Source organism: Salegentibacter holothuriorum (assembly GCF_900168045.1).
Lineage (GTDB): Bacteria > Bacteroidota > Bacteroidia > Flavobacteriales > Flavobacteriaceae > Salegentibacter > Salegentibacter holothuriorum.
Window position 1 is genome coordinate 713,978 of sequence record NZ_FUYY01000002.1, and the last position, 20,806, is coordinate 734,783.

Annotated in this window: 16 protein-coding genes; 11 read left to right on the forward strand and 5 right to left on the reverse strand. The window is 36.6% G+C overall.

Features of this window, described 5'->3' with window-relative positions; all coding sequences use genetic code 11:
* The first annotated feature begins 1 nt into the window (after position 1).
* The 7 genes from B5X51_RS07585 to B5X51_RS07615 all read left to right on the forward strand — a co-directional run bounded on the left by B5X51_RS07585 (position 2) and on the right by B5X51_RS07615 (position 10,227).
* Positions 2-1,168, forward strand: coding sequence for a homogentisate 1,2-dioxygenase (locus tag B5X51_RS07585; protein ID WP_079720516.1), 1,167 nt, complete (start codon positions 2-4; stop codon positions 1,166-1,168).
* 38 nt (positions 1,169-1,206) lie between these two features.
* Complete coding sequence (gene hppD / locus B5X51_RS07590) at positions 1,207-2,349, forward strand: 4-hydroxyphenylpyruvate dioxygenase (protein WP_079720518.1); 1,143 nt, start codon at positions 1,207-1,209, stop codon at positions 2,347-2,349.
* A gap of 289 nt (positions 2,350-2,638) precedes the next feature.
* Positions 2,639-3,418 carry a DUF3108 domain-containing protein gene (locus B5X51_RS07595; RefSeq protein ID WP_079720520.1) on the forward strand — a complete coding sequence of 260 codons (780 nt, stop codon included), beginning with the start codon at positions 2,639-2,641 and terminating at the stop codon, positions 3,416-3,418.
* 3 nt (positions 3,419-3,421) lie between these two features.
* On the forward strand, positions 3,422-4,396 hold the full coding sequence (locus tag B5X51_RS07600) for a tryptophan 2,3-dioxygenase family protein (RefSeq protein WP_079720521.1): 975 nt from the start codon (positions 3,422-3,424) through the stop codon (positions 4,394-4,396).
* A complete protein-coding gene (locus B5X51_RS07605) occupies positions 4,393-5,631 on the forward strand; it encodes a peptidoglycan DD-metalloendopeptidase family protein (protein ID WP_176132738.1) in 1,239 nt (412 codons plus the stop codon). Before B5X51_RS07600 ends, B5X51_RS07605 begins: the two co-directional genes overlap by 4 nt.
* Before the next feature lie 134 nt (positions 5,632-5,765).
* Positions 5,766-7,397, forward strand: a complete 1,632-nt coding sequence (pgi, locus tag B5X51_RS07610; protein ID WP_079720523.1) for a glucose-6-phosphate isomerase — start codon at positions 5,766-5,768, stop codon at positions 7,395-7,397.
* 190 nt (positions 7,398-7,587) lie between these two features.
* The gene (locus B5X51_RS07615; protein ID WP_079720525.1) at positions 7,588-10,227 is read left to right on the forward strand and encodes a TonB-dependent receptor; all 2,640 of its coding nucleotides are present in this window, start codon (positions 7,588-7,590) and stop codon (positions 10,225-10,227) included.
* A gap of 176 nt (positions 10,228-10,403) precedes the next feature.
* Here B5X51_RS07615 and B5X51_RS07620 read toward each other — a convergent pair whose 3' ends face one another.
* The gene (locus tag B5X51_RS07620) at positions 10,404-11,162 is read right to left on the reverse strand and encodes a TrkA C-terminal domain-containing protein (protein ID WP_079720527.1); all 759 of its coding nucleotides are present in this window, start codon (positions 11,160-11,162) and stop codon (positions 10,404-10,406) included.
* Between the two features lie 174 nt (positions 11,163-11,336).
* On the reverse strand, positions 11,337-12,053 hold the full coding sequence (locus B5X51_RS07625; protein ID WP_079720529.1) for an energy transducer TonB: 717 nt from the start codon (positions 12,051-12,053) through the stop codon (positions 11,337-11,339).
* Between the two features lie 230 nt (positions 12,054-12,283).
* Here B5X51_RS07625 and B5X51_RS07630 point away from each other — a divergent pair, with 230 nt between their 5' ends.
* Complete coding sequence (locus B5X51_RS07630) at positions 12,284-12,721, forward strand: hypothetical protein (RefSeq protein WP_079720531.1); 438 nt, start codon at positions 12,284-12,286, stop codon at positions 12,719-12,721.
* A 110-nt stretch (positions 12,722-12,831) separates the two neighbouring features.
* On the opposite strand, the gene B5X51_RS07635 is transcribed toward B5X51_RS07630, so the two are convergent.
* Positions 12,832-13,911 (reverse strand): endonuclease/exonuclease/phosphatase family protein, encoded by a 1,080-nt coding sequence (locus B5X51_RS07635; protein ID WP_079720754.1) that lies wholly within the window; start codon positions 13,909-13,911, stop codon positions 12,832-12,834.
* Positions 13,912-14,013: 102 nt separating this feature from the next.
* Between B5X51_RS07635 and B5X51_RS07640 the strand changes: the two genes are divergently transcribed.
* From B5X51_RS07640 to B5X51_RS07650, 3 genes are read left to right on the forward strand one after another with little or no spacing between them, the layout of a single operon-like run.
* Positions 14,014-16,827 (forward strand): TonB-dependent receptor, encoded by a 2,814-nt coding sequence (locus tag B5X51_RS07640; RefSeq protein WP_079720533.1) that lies wholly within the window; start codon positions 14,014-14,016, stop codon positions 16,825-16,827.
* Between the two features lie 10 nt (positions 16,828-16,837).
* Positions 16,838-18,220, forward strand: a complete 1,383-nt coding sequence (locus B5X51_RS07645) for a DUF5689 domain-containing protein (RefSeq protein ID WP_079720535.1) — start codon at positions 16,838-16,840, stop codon at positions 18,218-18,220.
* A 30-nt stretch (positions 18,221-18,250) separates the two neighbouring features.
* Positions 18,251-18,658 (forward strand): hypothetical protein, encoded by a 408-nt coding sequence (locus tag B5X51_RS07650; RefSeq protein WP_079720537.1) that lies wholly within the window; start codon positions 18,251-18,253, stop codon positions 18,656-18,658.
* A gap of 10 nt (positions 18,659-18,668) precedes the next feature.
* Here the strand turns inward: B5X51_RS07650 and B5X51_RS07655 are convergent, their stop codons facing one another.
* Together B5X51_RS07655 and hflX are read right to left on the reverse strand one after the other, a co-directional pair.
* Entirely contained in the window at positions 18,669-19,397 is a 729-nt protein-coding gene (locus B5X51_RS07655; protein ID WP_079720539.1) for a hypothetical protein, read from the reverse strand.
* 184 nt (positions 19,398-19,581) lie between these two features.
* The gene (gene hflX, locus B5X51_RS07660) at positions 19,582-20,802 is read right to left on the reverse strand and encodes a GTPase HflX (protein ID WP_079720541.1); all 1,221 of its coding nucleotides are present in this window, start codon (positions 20,800-20,802) and stop codon (positions 19,582-19,584) included.
* Between the last annotated feature and the right edge of the window lie 4 nt (positions 20,803-20,806).

The following is a 20,806-nucleotide window of genomic DNA, read 5'->3' on the forward strand; positions in this document are numbered from 1 at the left end:
TATGCCTTTTTATCATAAACTCGGTAAAATTCCTCATAAACGTCATACGGTTTTTAGAAAGCCAGATGGCAGTCTTTATTACGAGCAACTTTTTGGTACTATTGGTTTTGATGGGATGTCTTCTAATCTTTATCACGAACATCGTCCTACTCAGGTAAAGGAAGTAAAAGGAAGTTATAGCGTAAAACCTAAAATAGCTGCCGAGAACAATATAAAATCTTATCGTTTTAAAGGATTCCAGGTAAAACCGAATCCAGATTATCTTGAAAGTCGTAAAGTGGTTTTAACCAATAGTGATGTAGATATCACGCTGGCTTCTCCTCAAGGTTCTACAGACGATTATTTTTATAAAAATTCAGATTCAGATGAATTACTTTTTATTCATAAAGGAACCGGGAAATTAAGAACACACCTGGGTAACCTGGATTTTAAATATGGTGATTACTTATTAATTCCGCGGGGAACTATTTATAAAATAGATTTTGATGACGAAGATAATCGTTTATTTATAGTAGAATCCAGAAGACCAATCTATACGCCAAAACGCTATAGAAACTGGTTTGGACAATTGTTAGAGCATTCCCCGTTTTGCGAGCGTGATTTAAGACAGCCTTATGAATTGGAGACAAACGACGAAAAAGGCGATTTTCTTATTAAAGTAAAAAAGCAAGGTGAAATATTTGATATGGTTTATGCTACCCATCCATTTGATGTGGTAGGTTACGATGGATATAACTATCCTTATGCTTTTTCTATTCACGATTTTGAACCAATAACGGGTAGAATTCACCAGCCGCCACCGGTACACCAAACTTTTGAAACCGATGCATTTGTGGTTTGCAGTTTTTGCCCACGTAAATACGATTATCACCCAGAGAGTATTCCGGCGCCATATAGCCACAGTAATATAGACAGTGATGAGGTATTGTATTATGTTGATGGTGATTTTATGAGTAGAAACGATATTGAAGCCGGCCATATCTCTTTGCACCCGGCGGGAATCCCACACGGGCCGCACCCGGGAGCCGTAGAACGCAGTATTGGCCAGGTTGAAACCGAAGAATTGGCGGTGATGGTAGATACCTTTAAGCCGTTAATGCTTACTGAAGATGCGATGGAAATTGCCGATGAAACCTACCATAAATCCTGGTTGGATGAAAATCATTAAAATTTATAATTAAAAAATTAGCAATAAAAAACATTAAAATGAGTACTGATAATACATCACTAAAATTAGAAAAGGTAATGCAGGATGCTGAAGATTTTCTTCCTATCCTGGGTACAGATTTTGTTGAACTATATGTTGGCAACGCCAAGCAGGCGGCGTATTACTACCAGCATGCCTGGGGGTTTCAGCCGGTAGCCTATTCGGGATTGGAAACCGGAAGAAAGGATAGTGTTTCTTATGTTTTGCAACAAGGCAAAATTAGAATTGTGCTTACTTCCCCACTTCAACCGGAAGGTGATATTAATGAGCACATAAATAAGCATGGAGACGGAGTAAAAATGGTTGCGCTTTGGGTGGATGACGCCAGAAAGAGTTATGAGGAAACCACAAAACGTGGTGCAGAATCTTATGTGGCGCCCTACGAAATGGAAGACGAACATGGAAAAGCTGTGATTTCGGGAATTCATACTTATGGAGAAACCATTCATTTATTCGTTGAACGAAAAGATTACGAAGGACCCTTTTTGCCAGGTTATAAGGCTTATGCCACTAAAGTGAAGGCAGCAGATACAGGTCTAAATTATATAGACCACATGGTTGGGAATGTAGGTTGGAACGAGATGAATAAGTGGGTAGATTTTTATGCAAAAGTAATGGGCTTCGCGCAAATGGTTTCTTTTGATGATAAAGATATTTCTACAGATTATACTGCGCTAATGAGTAAAGTAATGAGTAATGGAAATGGTAGAATTAAATTTCCAATAAACGAACCTGCTGAAGGAAAGAAAAAATCTCAAATAGAAGAATATATAGACTTTTATAATGGCGCAGGTGTGCAGCATATTGCACTGGCAACAGATAATATTATAGAAACAGTAACTCAGCTTAGGGATCGCGGCGTAGAATTTTTATACGTACCGGATACCTATTATGATACTTTATTAGATAGAGTAGGTGAAATTGATGAAGATCTTGAGCCTTTAAAGGAACTTGGGGTGCTTGTAGATAGGGATGATGAAGGTTATTTATTGCAGATTTTCACCAAGCCTGTTTTAGATCGTCCAACAATGTTCTTTGAGATTATTCAGCGAAAAGGAGCTCAATCTTTTGGAAAAGGGAATTTTAAAGCGTTATTTGAGGCGATAGAAAGAGAACAGGACTTGCGAGGAACTTTGCAATAATCATAAAAAAAATAGGTTAATAATGATTATTTGTTAAAAAATAATATCTTCTAAAATTATTGTGTTAAACTTAATTTTCTTGTTGTTATTACTCTGATAAATGTAGAATTTTGCGCTCGCATTTTTGGAGTGGTTACCAATAATGTAATAAATTTTTTTCATAATTTAAGTTTTAGTTGGTTAATAAGACAAAAACCTCATCATTAATTTGATGGGGTTTTTTCTTTTAATACATTTGGAATAGAAATTGTAAATATTCTTACTGTAAATCAGTATTTAAAAATTTGGTATGAAAAAAAGTTTATTTACAATCTTCCTCTTTCTCTTTACCGGCATGGTGCTTCAGGCGCAACCTCAATCTGCATTTGGTGCCGGAGAATGGTTTAAATTCCGCATACATTATGGGCCCTTTAATGCAAGTTACGCCACTTTAGAAGTTGATGAAACCAATTTTGAGGGTGAGCCTGTTTATCATATAAAAGGCAGGGGTAAATCTACCGGTTTGTTGCATTGGTTTTTTAAGGTAGACGATGACTACCAGACCTTTATAGATAGACAGAATGGAATGCCCTATAAGTTTATTAGGAAGATTAATGAAGGTGGCTATACCAAGGACCTGGAAATAGACTTTGATCACCGTGATAATAAGGCATATGTTTTTGATAGAAAACATAATGAAAATCATACCTACACTACCAAGCCAAATGTTCACGATATGTTATCGGCATTTTATTATATTCGCAACAATATTAAAAACGACGAACTTAAGCCTGGAGATGAAATGCGTCTCAATCTTTTTATAGATGATGAGAATATGGATTTTAAATTGAGGTTTCTTGGCAGGGAGGTGATTAAAACCAAATTTGGTAAAGTTGCTACTTTAAAATTCAGGCCGTATGTAATGGCTGGAAGAGTTTTTAAAGAGAAGGAAAGTCTTACTTTTTGGGTGAGTGACGATGCAAATAAAATTCCTGTTAAAATAGAAGCAAATCTTGCGGTTGGTTCCCTTGATGCTGATTTAGATTCGTACAAAGGTTTAAAACATCCGTTTAAAATAATTATGAATTAATACATGGAAATAAAGCCGGAAATTGCAGAACGCATTTTTGCATTAGAGGAAAAGTTTAAAAATTCAGGTCAGGATCTGGCATCCTATTTAGATGGGCTTTTACACGACAGGTATCTTACTTATTGGGATTACTTAAGTATTGATACCCTTTTGAGTTTGCAAAAAACTTTAACCCATTTTCCTGATGAAAAAATTTTTATTTCCTATCATCAAATTACAGAACTATACTTTAAGCTCATTATCCATGAGCAGAAGCAAATAATTGAAAAAGAATCTCCTGATGCCGATTTTTTAATTGAAAAATATAATCGTTTAAATCGTTATTTTAGAATTCTAACCGATTCTTTTGATGTAATGATAAAGGGCATGGAAAGGAAGCAATTTCTGAAGTTTAGAATGTCTTTATTGCCTGCTAGTGGATTTCAATCGGCGCAGTTTAGAATGATAGAAATTTATGCTACTCCCTTAGAGAATTTGGTCTCTTATCAACTAAGAGATCAATTTTCAGAAAAGAATAGCCTTGAAGAGTTGTACGAAAATATTTACTGGAAGAGAGGTGGGATAGATCTAAAAACCGAAGAAAAAACCCTAACGCTTCGCCAATTTGAAAAACGCTATACCGCACGCTTCCTGAGAATAGCTTCAGAATATAAGGGGAAAACCCTTTTCCATCAATATAAGGAGCTACCAGATTCAGTTAAAAATAATAAGTTTTTAAAAGAAGCATTGCGTAATTTTGACGCCAATGTAAATGTAAACTGGCCCTTAATGCATATGGGTGCCGCTTACAGGTATTTAAATAAGGATAAAGAAACAATTGCGGCTACGGGTGGAACAAATTGGAAAGAATTTTTACCGCCTACATTTCAAAAAAATAGTTTTTTTCCTTATTTATGGAGTGAAGAAGAGTTGGAAAATTGGGGCAGAGAATGGGTAAACCATATGTTTAATTCAGAAAAGAAAATTGCTAAAAATTGAAAAAATTAAGTTTCCTATTAGTATTTATGTTGGCTTTCTCAGCCTGTAAAGATGATGCAAAAGAAACCGCGCTAAATGCCGATAAGGTAGAAAAAAAGGCGCCTAAACCAGTTACAAAAGAATTCGGATTTATTCTGGACGATTATAAGGTGGTTAATGGTGTTATAGAATCTGGAGATAGTTTTGGTTATCTTCTAGACCAGCACGGTGTAGATAGGGGGAAAATCTATCAGATTTCAGAAAAAGTAAAAGATACATTTAACCCTGCAAGAATTACAGCCGGTAGAAAGTATATGATTCTCAAAGCAAAAGATTCAGCAAATACGCCTCAGTATTTTATTTATCAAAACGATAGAATAAACTACACCGTAGTTGGCATTGGGGATAGTATTAGTGCTTCCCGAAAAAAGAAGCCTGTAATTATAAAAAAGAGGGAAGTTTCCGGTGTTGTTAGTTCTTCGCTTTCAGAAGCTGTGGCAGAACAGGGTTTAAGTAATCTTTTAGTTTACGAGCTTTCTGATATTTATCAATGGAGTATAGATTTTTTTAAACTTCAGAAAGGAGATCAGTTTAAAATGATTTATTCTGAAAAATATATAGACGATACTATTTTTGCAGGGATTGAAAATGTTGAAGCTGCGGTTTTTAAACACGAAGATAGACCTTTCTATGCTTTTCAATATGAAACAGATTCTGTCACCGGGCAACCTAGTTTTTACGATGAAGAAGCTAAAGCTTTACAGAGTTTCTTTTTAAAAGCACCGCTAAATTACAGCCGAATCTCATCAAGGTATACAAAGAGAAGATTTCATCCGGTTCAAAAAAGATGGAAAGCTCACCTGGGAACAGATTATGCTGCCTCTCGCGGTACACCTATTGTAAGTACAGCCGACGGAACCGTGATAGCTGCGAGCTATACTTCCGGAAACGGGAATTATGTTAAAGTGAGGCATAACGATAAATATACCACGCAGTATTTGCATATGAGCAAGAGAAATGTTCGTAACGGGCAGCGTGTAAAACAAGGTGACGTTATTGGCTTTGTTGGAAGCACCGGTTTGGCCACAGGCCCGCACGTTTGTTACCGTTTCTGGGTGCATGGTAAGCAGGTAGACCCTTATCGCCAAAACTTACCAACAGCAAAGCATATAGAACCAGCGCATAAGGAGGAGTATTTTGCAGCGATAGAAGATTTAAGAACAGCGCTGGACGAAATTTCTTATAAGGAGATTTAGAAAGCAAACACGAAGTTCCAAATACGTTAGGTGTAAACATTAAATTTTGGTCTAAGTACCGAAGCGATTTTAGTTGCGCTTAACTTTACGGAAAAAAATATAAGTTTAGGCAACGCCAAAAAATAAAAAATAAGATGAAAAATATTAATCCTACCCAAACAACCGCCTGGAAAAAATTAGAAAAGCATTTCAGCGATGTACAGCAATTGCAACTTAAAGAGCAATTTAAAAAAGATCCTGAGAGAGCTTCAAAGTTTTCTATTGCCTGGGAGGATTTTTATCTGGATTATAGTAAAAACAGAATTACTGCTGATACCCTGGATTTATTGCTGGAATTAGCAGAAGAATGTGACCTTAAATCTGCTATAGAATCTTATTTTAGTGGTGATGCGATTAATGCAACCGAGAACCGTGCGGTTTTACATACAGCTCTTAGAGCTCCTGCCGATGCTGAAATAAAGCTTGATGGAGAAAATGTGGTGCCTGAAGTACAGGAGGTAAAAGAAAAAATTAAGAAGTTTTCGGAAAAGATTATAAGTGGAGAAAAGAAGGGTTACACCGGTAAAGCCTTTACCGATGTTGTGAATATTGGAATTGGAGGTTCAGATCTTGGGCCTGTAATGGTTACCGAGTCACTTACGTATTACCATAATCATTTAAAAGTTCACTATGTTTCTAATGTAGATGGTGATCACGTTCATGAAACTTTAAAAAATCTTAATCCTGAAACTACTTTATTTCTTGTGGTTTCAAAAACCTTTACTACCCAGGAAACCCTTTCTAATGCTACAACTATTAGAAATTGGTTTAGAAAGACAGCTCCGCAAGAAGCTGTAGCTGAACATTTTGCGGCCATTTCCAGTAATTTGAAAAATGTAGAGGAGTTTGGGATCGCTATAGATAATGTATTCCCAATGTGGGATTGGGTTGGTGGCCGTTTTTCATTGTGGAGCGCTGTAGGACTTTCAATAAGTCTGGCAGTGGGGTATGCCAATTTTGAAGCTTTATTGAGGGGAGCTCAAAAAATGGACGAACATTTTAAGACTTCAGATTTTAAAGAGAATATCCCGGTTCAGCTAGCCTTGTTAAGTATTTGGTATAACAATTTTTATAAAGCAGAAAGTGAAGCAGTAATTCCTTACACACAATATCTTAATAGACTTCCAGCCTATTTGCAACAGGCAATTATGGAGAGTAATGGGAAAAGTGTAGATAGAAATGGAAAAAAGGTAGATTACCAAACCGGAACCCTAATTTGGGGGGAGCCGGGAACCAATTCTCAACATGCTTTCTTTCAGTTAATTCACCAGGGAACTAAATTAATTCCGGCAGATTTCATTGGTTTTAAGGAATCTCTGCATCAGGATAAGGACCATCACAATAAGCTGATGGCTAATTTCTTTGCGCAAACCGAAGCGTTACTTCAGGGGAAATCTAAAGCTGAGGTTAAAAAGGAGTTGGAAGCACAGGGGTTGCCTGAAAATGAGATAGAGAAACTGTTGCCTTTTAAAGAATTTGAGGGTAATAAGCCCACAAATACATTACTTGTAGACAAACTTACTCCAGAGAGTTTGGGTAAAATTATTGCGATGTATGAGCATAAAATATTTATTCAGGGAGTGATTTGGAATATTTACAGCTACGATCAATGGGGAGTGGAGTTAGGTAAGCAACTTGCGAGCCATATTCTTAAAGAAATTGAAGCAAAGGTGGTGAAAGATCACGATTCTTCTACTAAAAAGCTCTTAGAGGTGTTTTTTAAGTAAAAATAGCTGTTTTGTTAACAACCTGTGCAAATCATTAGTTTCCAAAGAATCAATTAGTTAAAATTTTGTTTTAGTTTTGCGGCGAACAAGGTGTTAAAGTTAAATTTCTTAACATTCCGATAAACTGGAAGTTGTAGTATTTGACTTCATTTGCACCGAAAATTAAACTCAAAACAAACAAATTTTAGACATGAGGAAATTATTAGCATTAGCGTTGTTTTTAACATCAGCTACAATTTTTGCTCAAGGAACTATTACCGGTACGGTGATTGATTCTGACATGAATGCTCCGCTACCCGGAGCTACGGTTATGGTTGCTGGTGAAAATACTGGTACAACAACCGATTTTGACGGGAAATTCTCTATTAATGTTGAGCGTTCTTCCGGAAAACTTCAAATTAGTTTTGTTGGTTACAAAACGCAGTCTATTCCGTTTAAAGTTGCTGATGGTGCAACTAGAGACTTAGGAAGGATCATAATCAACGTAGATGATAATGCATTATCTGAGGTGATTGTAGTTGGATCTGGAGTAATTGACTTGGAGGACGATCGTAGAACTCCAATTGCCGTTTCAACAATTACGAGGAGTGAGATTCAGAAGAAAGCTTCTGGTAATGTTGAGTTTCCAGAAATTATGAAAAATACACCTTCTGTATATGTATCTAACCAAGCCGGTGGATTTGGTGACTCTCAAATGTTTCTTCGTGGTTTTAGCCAAAATAATACGGCTTTCCTTTTGAATGGTCAACCTATTAATGGAATGGAAGATGGAAATGTATACTGGTCGAACTGGTCAGGAATGTCAGATATCGCTAATGCAGTACAGGTACAGAGAGGACTTGGGTCTTCTAAACTTGCTATTTCTTCTGTTGGTGGTACGGTAAATATTGTAACAAAAGCAACTGATAAAACCGAAGGTGGTTTTGCGAGAGCTATGGTAGGTAATGGAAGTTACCTTAAAGGAACAGTTGGTTATGATACAGGATTGGATGATAATGGTTGGGGTTTTTCTTTTCTTTTAGATCACTGGCAAGCACATAGCAAGTATGCTGATGGTACCAGGGGACAGGGGCAGAATTATTTCTTTTCTGTTGGAAAAGTCCTGGGTGACCATAATTTTAATTTTCTTTTAACAGGAGCTCCACAGTGGCATGATCAGAACTTCTCTAAGAGTCAGGATCTTTATGATCAATACGGAATAAAATATAACAATAATTATGGATTTTTAGATGGAGACTATCAGACTCTAAGAAGAAACTATTACCATAAGCCAGTTATGAACTTGAACTGGGACTGGAATATTTCAGAAAATTCTGATTTATCTGCTGTAGTTTATGCTTCCTTTGGTCGAGGTGGTGGAACTGGTGATTATGGTAACGGAATAGGATATGTTGATAACGACAATAATCCAGATACCCGTGGTGCATATAATTTTGCAACAGATGGCCTAATTGATTGGAACTATATAGTAAATGAATCTAATGCTTCTATTGCAGATGGATTAAGTAGAGACAGAATAGGAACTGTATTGAGAGCTTCTGTTAATAACCATGCCTGGTATGGGACTGTTGCCAATTACAGTTATGATACCCAAACAGGGTGGACTTTCAATGTAGGTGGAGATCTAAGATTTTATACTGGAGATCACTTCCGTCAGTTAACAGATCTATTAGGACTTCAGGGTAGAGTTGAGCCTCTTGGTGGACGTCCAGATGATTACGTAGTAAGTCAAACATTTAATCCAAATCCATGGGATGCTTTGTTCAATTACGCCGATGAGGATGAAAGAATTGATTATGACTATTCGGAAGATATAAATTATCAGGGTGGTTTTGCACAAGTAGAGTATGCAGCTGATAGATTTTCAGTATTCTTTCAAGGAGCATTGTCAAATCAATCATACCAACGAACTGACAGAGGAAACTTTGCTAATACTAAAGAATCTGAGAAAATAAACAAAACAGGTTATAATATTAAAGGTGGCGGATCTTTTAATATTAATGAAGAAAATATTGTTTTCGTAAATGTAGGTCGATACTCACGTCAACCTTTCCTTGATAATCTTTTTCCAAGCTATGATGATAATACTATGGTAGCTGAGAATGGAGTAGATAACGAAGACATTACTGGATTTGAGGCTGGTTACAAGTTCGAAACCACCAACTTTAGGGCTAATCTAAATGGATATTATACAAAATGGGAAAATCGTTTCCTAAATGCTGGAGGTGAATATGACCAAGATGGCGATGGAGTTGTAGATTTTGATGACGCTTCATTCTTATTTGATGGAATTGGACAGTTACATAAAGGTTTGGAGTTAGATATTCACTGGAAGCCAACTTTAGGCTTAACCCTTAACGGATATGCAACTGTTGGTAACTGGGAATATGATGGTTCTACAAATATTAGAATTCGTGACGAAAACACGTCTAGTTTTGTAGATGAGTTGGAGGATATTGAGCTTACTGGAACTAAGGTAGGTTTGGCTCCACAGACTTCATTCGGCCTTGGAGCAGACTTGGATGTTACACGGGATTTTAGTGTAGATGCCAATGTTAATCATTATGCAGATCTTTATGGTTTTGTAGATGTTGAAGATGTAGCTTTATCTTCGATATCAGGTGATTCTTACCAGTCTGAGAAACTTGATGCTTATACCCTTGTAGATTTAGGAGCATCCTATAAGTTTAGATTCGGAAATCAGAATATTCAGTTAAGAGGAAATATTTATAACCTCTTTGATAACGAATATATTAACCAGAGTGATCAATATGGTTATTTTTATGGTAACGGACTTACCTGGAACTTCTCAGTTAGATATAACTTCTAAATAGAGAAATTAATTCTTATAGAAAAACCACCCAATACGGGTGGTTTTTTGCGTTTTAAACTATTGAAACCAATATCTAATATATCTCCATGATAGACAGCATAGTGAAAGAAAGAAATTCTTATGGAGACGTATCACAGGATTCAACTATAAGATGATAAGGTGGTTTACTTTTCTTAATCTGTTTTGGTCTGATCTTTTTTTCTTTCGGTTTCTTTTTCAACAAATTTTTTATGTTGTAATTCTCCAACAAAATCCTTGGTTCTCTTGTAAATACTTTCAAAAACCTCTGCTTTACCATAAAGCGTGATGACATCGTGAGGTAGTATTTTTGAATTTCCCGAAGGTGAACCTAAATAGTCTTCACCTTTTCTATCTATTCCCAATACTGTTATGCCTTCTTTTCTAAGATCTAATTCTATTAAAGTTTTATTGGCCAGCCAACTGTCTTTCTCAACCCGCATTTCACTTACGTGATAATTATCGTGTAAATGCAATACAGCAGCATAATCCTGTACATTTATATCGGTATATTTTTTTAGCATTTTGCTAATCAATTTTGATAGTCCACGATCTACCCAGTCACTTCTAATGGCCCACCATAATATAGCTAGTCCCACCACAACTATTAGCAATCCATATAGCTTAGATGCATTACTATCTGGCAGCACAAAAGTTAGAATTAAGGAAGACATAGCAGTTACGATACCTGCATTACCTATAAGCATAAGGCTGTAGATAATTTTTCGGCGAACCGGGTGATTCATTATTTTTTCAGTTTCCGAAGAAGTATAACCTGAGCCGGTATATGCAGAGCGAGCCTGGAACCTTGCGCTTTGGGTAGAAAGTCCCGTATGAGCCAAAGCAATGGCTGCAACTCGTGTAATTAAGGCTGAAAGTGTGATAATAAAAAATAGTGTAACAGCAGCAATCATAAAGCTTCATTTTATATGGCGATGTATCCATATAAGATAAACTAATTTCTGAATTTTTTAGATTATTTAGAAGGTTATGTTTTCTGATTCGCGGTTGCTGTTTTGACGTCTCTGGTTTTAGTTATGAGAAATGTTTTATTATTGAATTTTATAGGTTTTGTATTACGTTGATCTTTAATTCTGAACTTGGAAAATTATGGGTAATGCATAATTTACATTAACAGGCTTACCACGTTGTTTTCCCGGTTGCATTTTGGGTAAGGATTTTATAACTCTTACCGCTTCTTCTTCCAGTTTTGCATGAGGTGCTCTTGCTTGAATATTTACAATTTCTCCTTCAGTGTTTATTTGAAAAAGGATAGTAATACGGTTTACCCCGGAAAGGCCTAATTCACTCCCCAGTTCTTTATTGAAGTTCTTGTTTACGTAAGTCGTGATTTTTTCACTCATACAGGTTTTTCTCGCTGCATTATCATTTAGGCTTTCACATCCGGGAAATATGGGCACATCTTCAATTAAAATAAAAGGCACTGTTTCCGCTTCTTCATCGGTTTTAGGTTCAACGATTTCCTCGGGTTCTACAATGTCTTCCAGGCTTATCTCGGTAGACTCAATCTCGTCTTCTTTAAGCTCTGGATCGTTTTCAATTACATCAATAACATCGGGAATTACCGGAGGTTTAGGAGGTGGTGTGTTTGCCAGTTCGGTAATTGGTATTTCTTCATCTTCAAGAGCATCTAAATAAACTTGCTGGCTGGCAATTTTTTCTTTATCATAAGTTTTCCATTCTATTAAAAGCAAACTGGCTAGTAATGCCATGATTAGTCCGAAGGACAAAAACAAATTTGATTTTTTCCGAAGATCGGCTTTTGGATTTTTCTTAGGTTTCATAGGATAGAATTAAATTAATAGTTAGTAATAAAACAGTGAAAATTTAATATAATGGCTGGTATTTTAAATAACTAACAATTAAAGTGCCAAAAAAATATATATAAATGAAATTTAGGGCTTGAGGTTTGTCGCTTAAGCAAAAAATAACGAGAAGTATCTTAGATAAACTAAGAGGTACAATTGAGTGACTTTTTGTAGAAAATCCTATATTTACTAAAAAATTTACTTCTATGTATCCAACAGTACAATTCATACATTCTTATTGGGCTTATTTAGTACTTATTGTTTTGTTTGTAGCCGTTATAAACTCAATTATAGGTTATGCGTCAAATAAAGAATACGGAGCAACTAATTTTAGAATTGCGCTTTTTACGCTTATTACATCTCATATTCAGTTTTTAATAGGAGTTGTCTTATATTTTACCTCACCTTATTTTTCTGTGTTGTTAGAGAAGGGGATGGGCACGGTTATGCCAGATCCTACGCTTAGACTTTATATCATGGAGCACCCTTTAATGATGATTATTGCTTTAGTATTAATAACCATGGGATATTCTAAGCATAAGAATAAACTTACTTCAAAGCCAAAATTTAAAACTTTGGCTATATTTTATACCCTTGGATTATTAGTGATGTTATCGCGTATTCCCTGGAGTGCCTGGTTTTAAGTGAAATAGATTTTACTCTACTTAATCGTGGTTTCACACTAAGCAGCTTAATGTGAAATCTAAAAGAAATTGCCTTTAATACCTCGTGAGTTTATCGCGGGGTATTTTATTTAATTCTTATTTGATGAAGTAGAGGTTACTTGTTTTACAAGATAGATATACACCGGAAAATGATCGCTATAACCACCCTGGTATCCTGAGTAGCCATAGCTTCGGAAAGGATAACCTTTGTATTGTCCGTTTTCTGTGATGAGATATTTCTTATTGAAGATCCCTGCTTTATAAAACTGAAACCCGGAATAGTCTTTTCCGGTTAAAGCACCAGAAATAAGAATTTGGTCAAATAAATTCCAACCATCCCGGTAGGCAAGTGTGCCCATACCTTTTTTCAACATACGCTCCATTGGATTGTATAACTGATGCGGACTTATCCCTTTTGGCCCTCCTTTTGTTTTCAGTATTTCTTTAAAACTTTTGTTAGTAGGATCGTCGTTAAAATCGCCCATACTTATCACCCTGGCTAAAGGTTCTTTTTTAAATATAGAGTCAATGATAATTTTATTTAGAGCCGCCGCTTTTTCGCGTTTGTAACTGCTTGCCGTTTCCCCGCCACTTCTGGAAGGCCAGTGATTCACTATAAAATGTAATTTTTCATTATCAATTTCTCCACTAACCACCAGTTGATCCCTGGTGTAAACGCGTTTATCCGGTTCTTTGCTATTATAGATCAATAACTCGTGTGAAACCGAATTTTCCAATCTAAAAATATCTTTTCGGTATAATAGGGCAACATCAATTCCACGGCGGTCGGGCGATTCATAATGTACAATACCATAATTGTAGGTTTTGAGTTGTGGTTCATTTATTAGGTCTTCTAAAACCTGCCTGTTTTCAACTTCACAAATACCTATAATCACAGGAGCTTGCTGAGTGATTTCCGATCCTATTTCAGGAATAACCCTTGCCAGATTTTGCAATTTATCCATGTATTTTTCCTGGGTCCAAACATCATCTCCTTCAGGGGTGCGATCATCATCAAAAGTGAAAGGATTGTTTTCGGTGTCAAATAGGTTTTCCACATTATAAAATGCAATACTTATAATTTTATACTCCTTTTGCTGTGAGAAACTACTTTCAGTTCCCAAAAAGAATAACAGGTAAAAAACAAAAAGGGGAAAAATACGGGTAATCATTGTCTTACATTAAAGCTAAATTATTGGTATAAAGTGCTGATATTTTGATTATTAACGGTTAAATATCTAAACTTATATTGAATATGACACTACCAGGTAATGAAATTTTTAATTTTTGTTCTCTTTTTTGGGTTGGGTTTTTCTGGCTCCTTAGCACAGGGAATTTCCCTGGAAGGAAAATTGGTAGATGCTCAAACCTATAAAGAATTACCCGGAGCGAAACTTCAGTTAGAGAAAAGCTTTTTTGAAACATTCTCTGATAAAAGCGGAGCATTTTTGTTTTCTGCAGAAAATCTTCCGCTCGGAGAACAAATTTTAAGCATAAGTCTTCCCGATTATAAATTACTCAGGATTCCGGTGATTATTAATAAGAGGACAAATAAAGATCTTGGGCTTATTTTAATGCAGCCCATTCTTGCCGATTATGCGAATCAAATAAGCATAATAAGTCTTTCTGATGCTGAGCTGGATGAGGATGAAGCGTATATAGAGAACCTTTCCGGCCTCTTACAAGCTTCCCGTGATGTTTTTCTTAATGCCGCGGCTTTCGATTTTAGTCAGACGTTCTTTAGACCCCGTGGTCTCGATAGCGAAAACGGGAAAGTTTTAATAAACGGTGTTGAAATGAACAAGGTTTATACCGGCCGGCCTCAATGGAGTGCCTGGGGCGGACTAAACGATGTGCAACGCAACCAGGTTTTTTCAATGGGCCTTAGCCCTTCTGAAGTAAGTTTTGGTGGCCTCGCTGGAACCACGAATATAATTATGCGGGCTTCAAAATACGGCAAAGGTGGTAAAGCTTCTATTGCGGCGGCTAATAGAAGCTACAATGGCAGATTGATGGCTAGTTACGGCTCTGGAGAATTAAAGAACGGCTGGGCATATGCAATTTCGGCATCGCGCAGGTTTGCCAACGAAGCTTATGTAGACGGCACTTTATATGATGCAAATGGATTTTTCCTTTCAGTTGAAAAAACCTTCAATGAGAAACATAGTCTCAATTTTACAGGATTTTATACGCCGAATATCCGCGGAAAATCTTCTCCAAATACTGCTGAAGTTTTCGAAATAAAAGGAAGAAAGTATAATGCTTACTGGGGCTATCAGGATGGTGAAATTAGGAATTCCAGGGTGAGGGAAATAAAAGAACCCGTATTGATGTTGAATCATTTCTGGGACTTTTCAGAGAAAGTAAGCATTAATAATAATTTCGCTTTTCAGTTTGGGAAAATGGGAAATTCAAGGATTGATTTTGGAGGAACCCGAAGGGCTGAAATTAATGAACAGTCGGGATACATAGGTGGAGGCACCAATCCAGATCCTACCTATTATCAAAAACTGCCCAGCTATTATTTGCGCTTCGCAGATAATCCAAATTATGAAGCGGCCTACCTCGCGCAGCAAGATTTCAAAGAAGATGGTCAGTTAGATTGGCAGCAGTTATATATCGCGAATAATGCGGCCGGTTATACGGTTTATGCGCTGGCAGAAGACAGAAGCGATGATCTTAAATTTGATTTGAATTCTATTCTTTCAGCTAAAATAAATGAGCATGTAGACCTGAATGGGAAACTGGCCTTTGCTTATTTGAATTCGCATAATTTTGCCTCAATTAAAGATATGCTGGGTGGGGACACTTTTCTTGATGTAGATTTCTTTGCTGAAGGAGACCGGGAAACCTTCCTTGAAAACAGGGCACAAAGCGATCTTCAAAACCCAAATAGAAGTGTAACCGAAAATGAGCCTTATAAATATAATTTTCGATTCTATGCGAGTTCCGCTAAAGCTTTTGGTCAAGTAAATTTTGATTACGACCGGCTTGATTTTTATTTAGGAGTTATCGCGTCCCAAACTTCTTATCAAAGAGATGGATTATTCCAAAACGGAAATTATCCCGAAAATTCACTCGGTAAAAGTGAGCAATTAAATTTCACCGATTTTGGAGGGAAAATAGGAGCAAATTATAAACTTACCGCAAAACATTTGCTGGGTTTTAACGCGGCCTTATTTACTAAACCGCCAAATCTTCGGAATTCTTTTTCAAATTCACGCCAAAATAATGACGTAGTGAAAGGAATTAAAAGCGAACAAATTCAAAATATAGATTTTAGTTACCGGTATAGATCTTCGAATATTAAAGCCAGGTTTTCTGCTTATTATACCCAAATTAAAGACGCAACCGAAATCTCCTTTTATTACGCCGATGGTCTTTCAGGTTTAGGCAGAAACAGCACCACGGCTTTTGTTCAGGAGGTTTTAAGCGGAATTGACAAACAGCATCTTGGGCTGGAAATAGGGATTGAAGCAAAATTAACTTCTTCCATAAAATTGAAGGCGGCCGGAGCATTGGGACAATTTACCTACAATAATAATCCTGAACTGTATTTAACTTCAGACGATTTTAATGAGATAGTAGATTATGGAACTTCCTATTTAAAAAATTACCGCATTGCCGGAGGCCCGCAAAGAGCCGCTCAAATTGGTTTTGAATATCGAGATCCAGATTATTGGTTTTTTGGCACTACTGCCAACTTTTTTTCTCAAGCTTTTTTAGATATAAGTCCCTTAACCAGAACTTCGAATTTCTTGAATGACAGTGATGGCTTGCCCATTTTGAATTACGATGAAAATGTTGCTGCAAAACTTCTAAAACAAGAACAGTTTAGTGATTATATATTGGTAAATGCAATAGGCGGAAAATCCTGGCTGGTAAAAGGAAAGTTTATCGGATTTTTTATAAGCCTGAATAATATTTTTGATAAACTCTATAAAACCGGTGGTTTTGAGCAATCCCGAAATGCGAATTACCGAACTCTAAAACAAGACCAGCAGAGGGAAACCCCCATTTTTGGCCCTAAATACTGGTATGGCACCGGTGCTTCCTACTTTGCTATGATCTATATACGATTTTAATACTATATCGATGAAAAAATTAAAAGTAATAAGCTTAGCTTTTTTTGGAATGTTTTTACAAACTTCTTGTGTGAAAACTGATGATTTTCAATTACCGAAAACTGAAACCGAAGAGGTGAATATTGAAGGGAATGTTACAGGAATTTTAGCGGTAAAAAGCAATTTTAAACCGGAAACTGGTGAAATATATGTTTTTTCTGAAACCAATACCTGGATGGAAGCTTATGTGGTTTCCAGTGATGAAGCCGGGAATTTTTATAAAGAATTGGTGTTGCAGGATAAACCCGAAAATCCCATTGCAGGAATCCTTTTGCTAGTCGATGATAATTCCGTTTTTGAAACTTATAATTTTGGGCGAAAAATATATGTAAAGCTAGACGGACTCGCTTTATGGAGTAATAATGGAGTGCACCAGCTTGGAATTCAAAATAGGGGAGATGTAGCGGCGATTCCGCCCTCCAGGATAGACGATCACATTATTAGAACTATGGAAACGGCTGAAATTGTTCCGCTTCAATTAGAGATTTCAGAATTCAACGAAGAGCATGAAAACTTATTTATTCAGGTTAAGAATGTTCAATTTAATCGAAACCTACTAAGGGAACAACATCATTATACTTTTGCCGGGGAAGTGACTGATGAATATGATGGCGAACGGCAGTTGGAGAGTTGTAGAACAGGTGCCAGTACGATGTTAAGCACCAGCACTTTTTCTGGATTTAAATCTTTGTATTTACCTAAAAATTCAGGTAGTATAAAAGGAGTTCTAACCCGAAATTTTTACGATGATTATTTTGTGATCGCGGTAAATTCTCCCGATGATCTTAGCTTTGAAGGCGAGCGTTGCGATCCAGAATTTTTGAATTGTACTAATAATACTTCCGAAGGAATAAATGTTTTATTCGAGGAGGATTTTACGAATATCACCAGTCTTTCTGCATTAGAAAATAGTGGATGGACTAATGTGAACGTAAACGGAGGTAAAGCTTTTCAACCCGGAATCTTTGATGGAAACCGGTACATTCGGGTTTCGGCATTTAATACCGAAGAGGCACCAATGGAGGCCTGGTTGGTGAGTCCTCCAATAGACTTAGACGATGTTTCAGGAGCTCAGTTGTCCTTTGATATTATGGCTTCTTACGATAACTCAACCATTCTAAGTGTTTTGATTACTGAAGAATTTACCGGTAATGTATTAAATACTATCTGGAAACATTTAGACGCTGTAATACCTATAGGCCCCACCAATCAATATGGTAGAGGTTTTGTAAAAAGTAAGATCGATATCTCATGTTTAAAAGGCGAAATTCATTTCGCCTTCAGGTATTTGGGTGGCGCACCAGATAAAAGCACAACTTATGATATTGATAACATGCGGATAAGTGGGAATTGAGTAAATTGATTTTTATTTTAAAATCAAAAGATGAAGCAAACTTTACTCTTTCTTTTTTTACTGACTTTCGTTTCCGGGGCCGCGCAGCAATCCCAGGATTTCGCGGGTAATTGGTTTTGGGAATCTCCAGATGGACAAAATACTATGGAATTACAGCTGGAATACGAAAACCAAAACAGGATTGTTGGTAATCACTGCGTGGTTTTTTATCAAGGTGAAAAAACCGACTGTAAAAGGAAGGATGCCGGTGGGTTTACCATTAATTTGGTGAAAATTGCCAAAGGAGTTTATGATGGCACAATAGAAAGTGCAGTAAGTTTTACCTCCGGAAAAATACGTTTGCAATATATAGATCGAGAAAAAGCAATTCGATTCTACTTAAAAGAAGTACCTCCAGGAGAATTTTATATGCCTAAGGAGGCATTTTTAATGAGATAAGCTAATAATATTATTTTTGATAAGCTTCACTATATGGCGACCAGATCTCGTAAATAGGATCTCCTTTAGAGCTTTTTCCCTGGTGATGCCATTTACCATCTTTTACTTCATATTTAAAATCCAGACTTGCTCCTACGCGACTCGCATCTCTGGACAAGAATTCAATATTTTCAATGTATTTCCCGTTTTCTGCAGTATAAGTTCCACCGCCGGAGCCATTAAATTCTTTGGTAGCCGAATTAAAAGCAATCCACTGAAATCTACCGCCGCTTAAAATTTTCACCGTACGCCTGTCACCGGGAGTCATCGTGTTCATCTGTCCATTTCTTTCGCGACCGGTAATTACCCAGGTTCCGATAAGGGCATCACTTTCTTCCGACAGTCTTTCCCATATTTTTGTAGACATTCCGTCAGAAACTTCCATCTTGTTTTCTCCTTCCCAGGAAATATTATATTCCTGTTCAGTCCCGATGTTTTCAGCATCATAGGTGTCAAAATCTCGAACTTCGGTAAGGGTTTCGTTATTTAAATTAAGTTCACCACCAGCGGCACCCAAAAATTTATTATCGCTTAAATTTTTAGATCCCAGGGCAAAATAACCATCTTGAATAATTTTAATCACTTCACGATTTGAAATGGTTTCACCGTTTTTTTCGATTAATTTCCATGTACCATCCAATTCCTGGGCAGATATTATTCCGAAGCAAAAAAGGAGCGATAATAAGATTAATTTTTTCATTTTAATAGAATATTGATTCCCTCTAATTTAATGAAAAAACAATAAGGTTTGAGGGGTTTTGCATCGTCACCCTGATTTTTATTTCAGAGCCTGCCCCTATTTTGGTTCGGGGTCTAAGCTTTTGTGAGATATTAGAAACTGAAACCAGTTCAGCTTGACGTTAACAAGGCCTCTTACTCAGGTTCTATTTTTCCTCTCCATATTTATCATATTCCGGATAAAGGAAACTGTTATAAGGAAAACGGGTAACATGAATATCACGAACTGCTTCGTAAACTTTTCTTCTAAAATCTTCCATATTTTCTTTATTCAAAGCTGAGATGAACAGCACATTATCTCCCATTTTGTTCATCCAGGTTTGTTTCCACTCTTTTAAACTGTAGTGCGCTTTGGTTCTTTCGGTCATTAAGTCATCATCTTCAATTTCTTCAGCTTCATATTGATCAATTTTATTGAAAACCATAATGGTTGGTTTGTCGTTGCTTTTAATCTCGCTCATAATCTGGTTAACAGATTCTATATGATCTTCAAAGTTAGGATGAGAAATATCCACCACGTGCAATAGTAAATCGGCCTCTCTAACTTCATCTAAGGTAGATTTAAAAGACTCTACCAATTGTGTAGGCAACTTCCTTATAAAGCCTACTGTATCGGTTAATAAGAATGGTAAATTGCGAATCACCACTTTTCTAACGGTGGTATCTAAAGTTGCAAAAAGTTTATTTTCGGCAAAGACCTGACTTTTGCTAATGGTATTCATTAAAGTAGATTTCCCAACATTCGTATAACCTACAAGTGCTACTCTAACCAATTGCCCGCGATTACCGCGTTGCACTTCCATTTGTTTGTCTATGGTTTCGAGTTTTTTCTTTAAAAGCGAAATTTTATCTCTAACAATTCTACGGTCGGTTTCAATTTCTGTTTCCCCGGGACCACGCATTCCAATACCACCACGCTGGCGTTCAAGGTGAGTCCACATACCTGCAAGTCTTGGTAGTAAATATTCATATTGGGCAAGTTCTACCTGTGTACGGGCGTAGCTTGTTTGCGCCCGTTGTGCAAAAATATCAAGGATAAGTGTAGTTCTATCAAGTACTTTACACTTCAATATTTTTTCAATATTCTTTTGCTGCGCGGGAGAAAGTTCATCATCAAAAATAGCGGTACCTACTTCATTCTCATCAACGAATTCTTTTAATTCATTCATCTTTCCGGTACCGATAAACGTTTTAGGATTGGGTTTATCCATATTCTGGCTAAAACGCTTTATCACTTCCCCGCCGGCGGTGTAGGTAAGGAACTCTAACTCGTCCAGGTATTCTTTTAATTTATCTTGCCCCTGCTCTTTGGTAACAATACCAATTAAAACAGCTTTTTCGTGGGTTAGGTCGGTTTTTTCAATCATAACT

Bases quoted from the DNA above. Each gene is read 5' to 3' on its own strand.
- B5X51_RS07585 (WP_079720516.1), top strand. From the start codon at position 2: ATGCCTTTTTATCATAAACTCGGTAAAATTCCTCATAAACGTCATACG.
- hppD (WP_079720518.1), top strand. From the start codon at position 1,207: ATGAGTACTGATAATACATCACTAAAATTAGAAAAGGTAATGCAGGAT.
- B5X51_RS07595 (WP_079720520.1), top strand. From the start codon at position 2,639: ATGAAAAAAAGTTTATTTACAATCTTCCTCTTTCTCTTTACCGGCATG.
- B5X51_RS07600 (WP_079720521.1), top strand. From the start codon at position 3,422: ATGGAAATAAAGCCGGAAATTGCAGAACGCATTTTTGCATTAGAGGAA.
- pgi (WP_079720523.1), top strand. From the start codon at position 5,766: ATGAAAAATATTAATCCTACCCAAACAACCGCCTGGAAAAAATTAGAA.
- B5X51_RS07615 (WP_079720525.1), top strand. From the start codon at position 7,588: ATGAGGAAATTATTAGCATTAGCGTTGTTTTTAACATCAGCTACAATT.
- B5X51_RS07620 (WP_079720527.1), bottom strand. From the start codon at position 11,162: ATGATTGCTGCTGTTACACTATTTTTTATTATCACACTTTCAGCCTTA.
- B5X51_RS07625 (WP_079720529.1), bottom strand. From the start codon at position 12,053: ATGAAACCTAAGAAAAATCCAAAAGCCGATCTTCGGAAAAAATCAAAT.
- B5X51_RS07630 (WP_079720531.1), top strand. From the start codon at position 12,284: ATGTATCCAACAGTACAATTCATACATTCTTATTGGGCTTATTTAGTA.
- B5X51_RS07640 (WP_079720533.1), top strand. From the start codon at position 14,014: ATGAAATTTTTAATTTTTGTTCTCTTTTTTGGGTTGGGTTTTTCTGGC.
- B5X51_RS07645 (WP_079720535.1), top strand. From the start codon at position 16,838: ATGAAAAAATTAAAAGTAATAAGCTTAGCTTTTTTTGGAATGTTTTTA.
- B5X51_RS07650 (WP_079720537.1), top strand. From the start codon at position 18,251: ATGAAGCAAACTTTACTCTTTCTTTTTTTACTGACTTTCGTTTCCGGG.
- B5X51_RS07655 (WP_079720539.1), bottom strand. From the start codon at position 19,397: ATGAAAAAATTAATCTTATTATCGCTCCTTTTTTGCTTCGGAATAATA.
- hflX (WP_079720541.1), bottom strand. From the start codon at position 20,802: ATGATTGAAAAAACCGACCTAACCCACGAAAAAGCTGTTTTAATTGGT.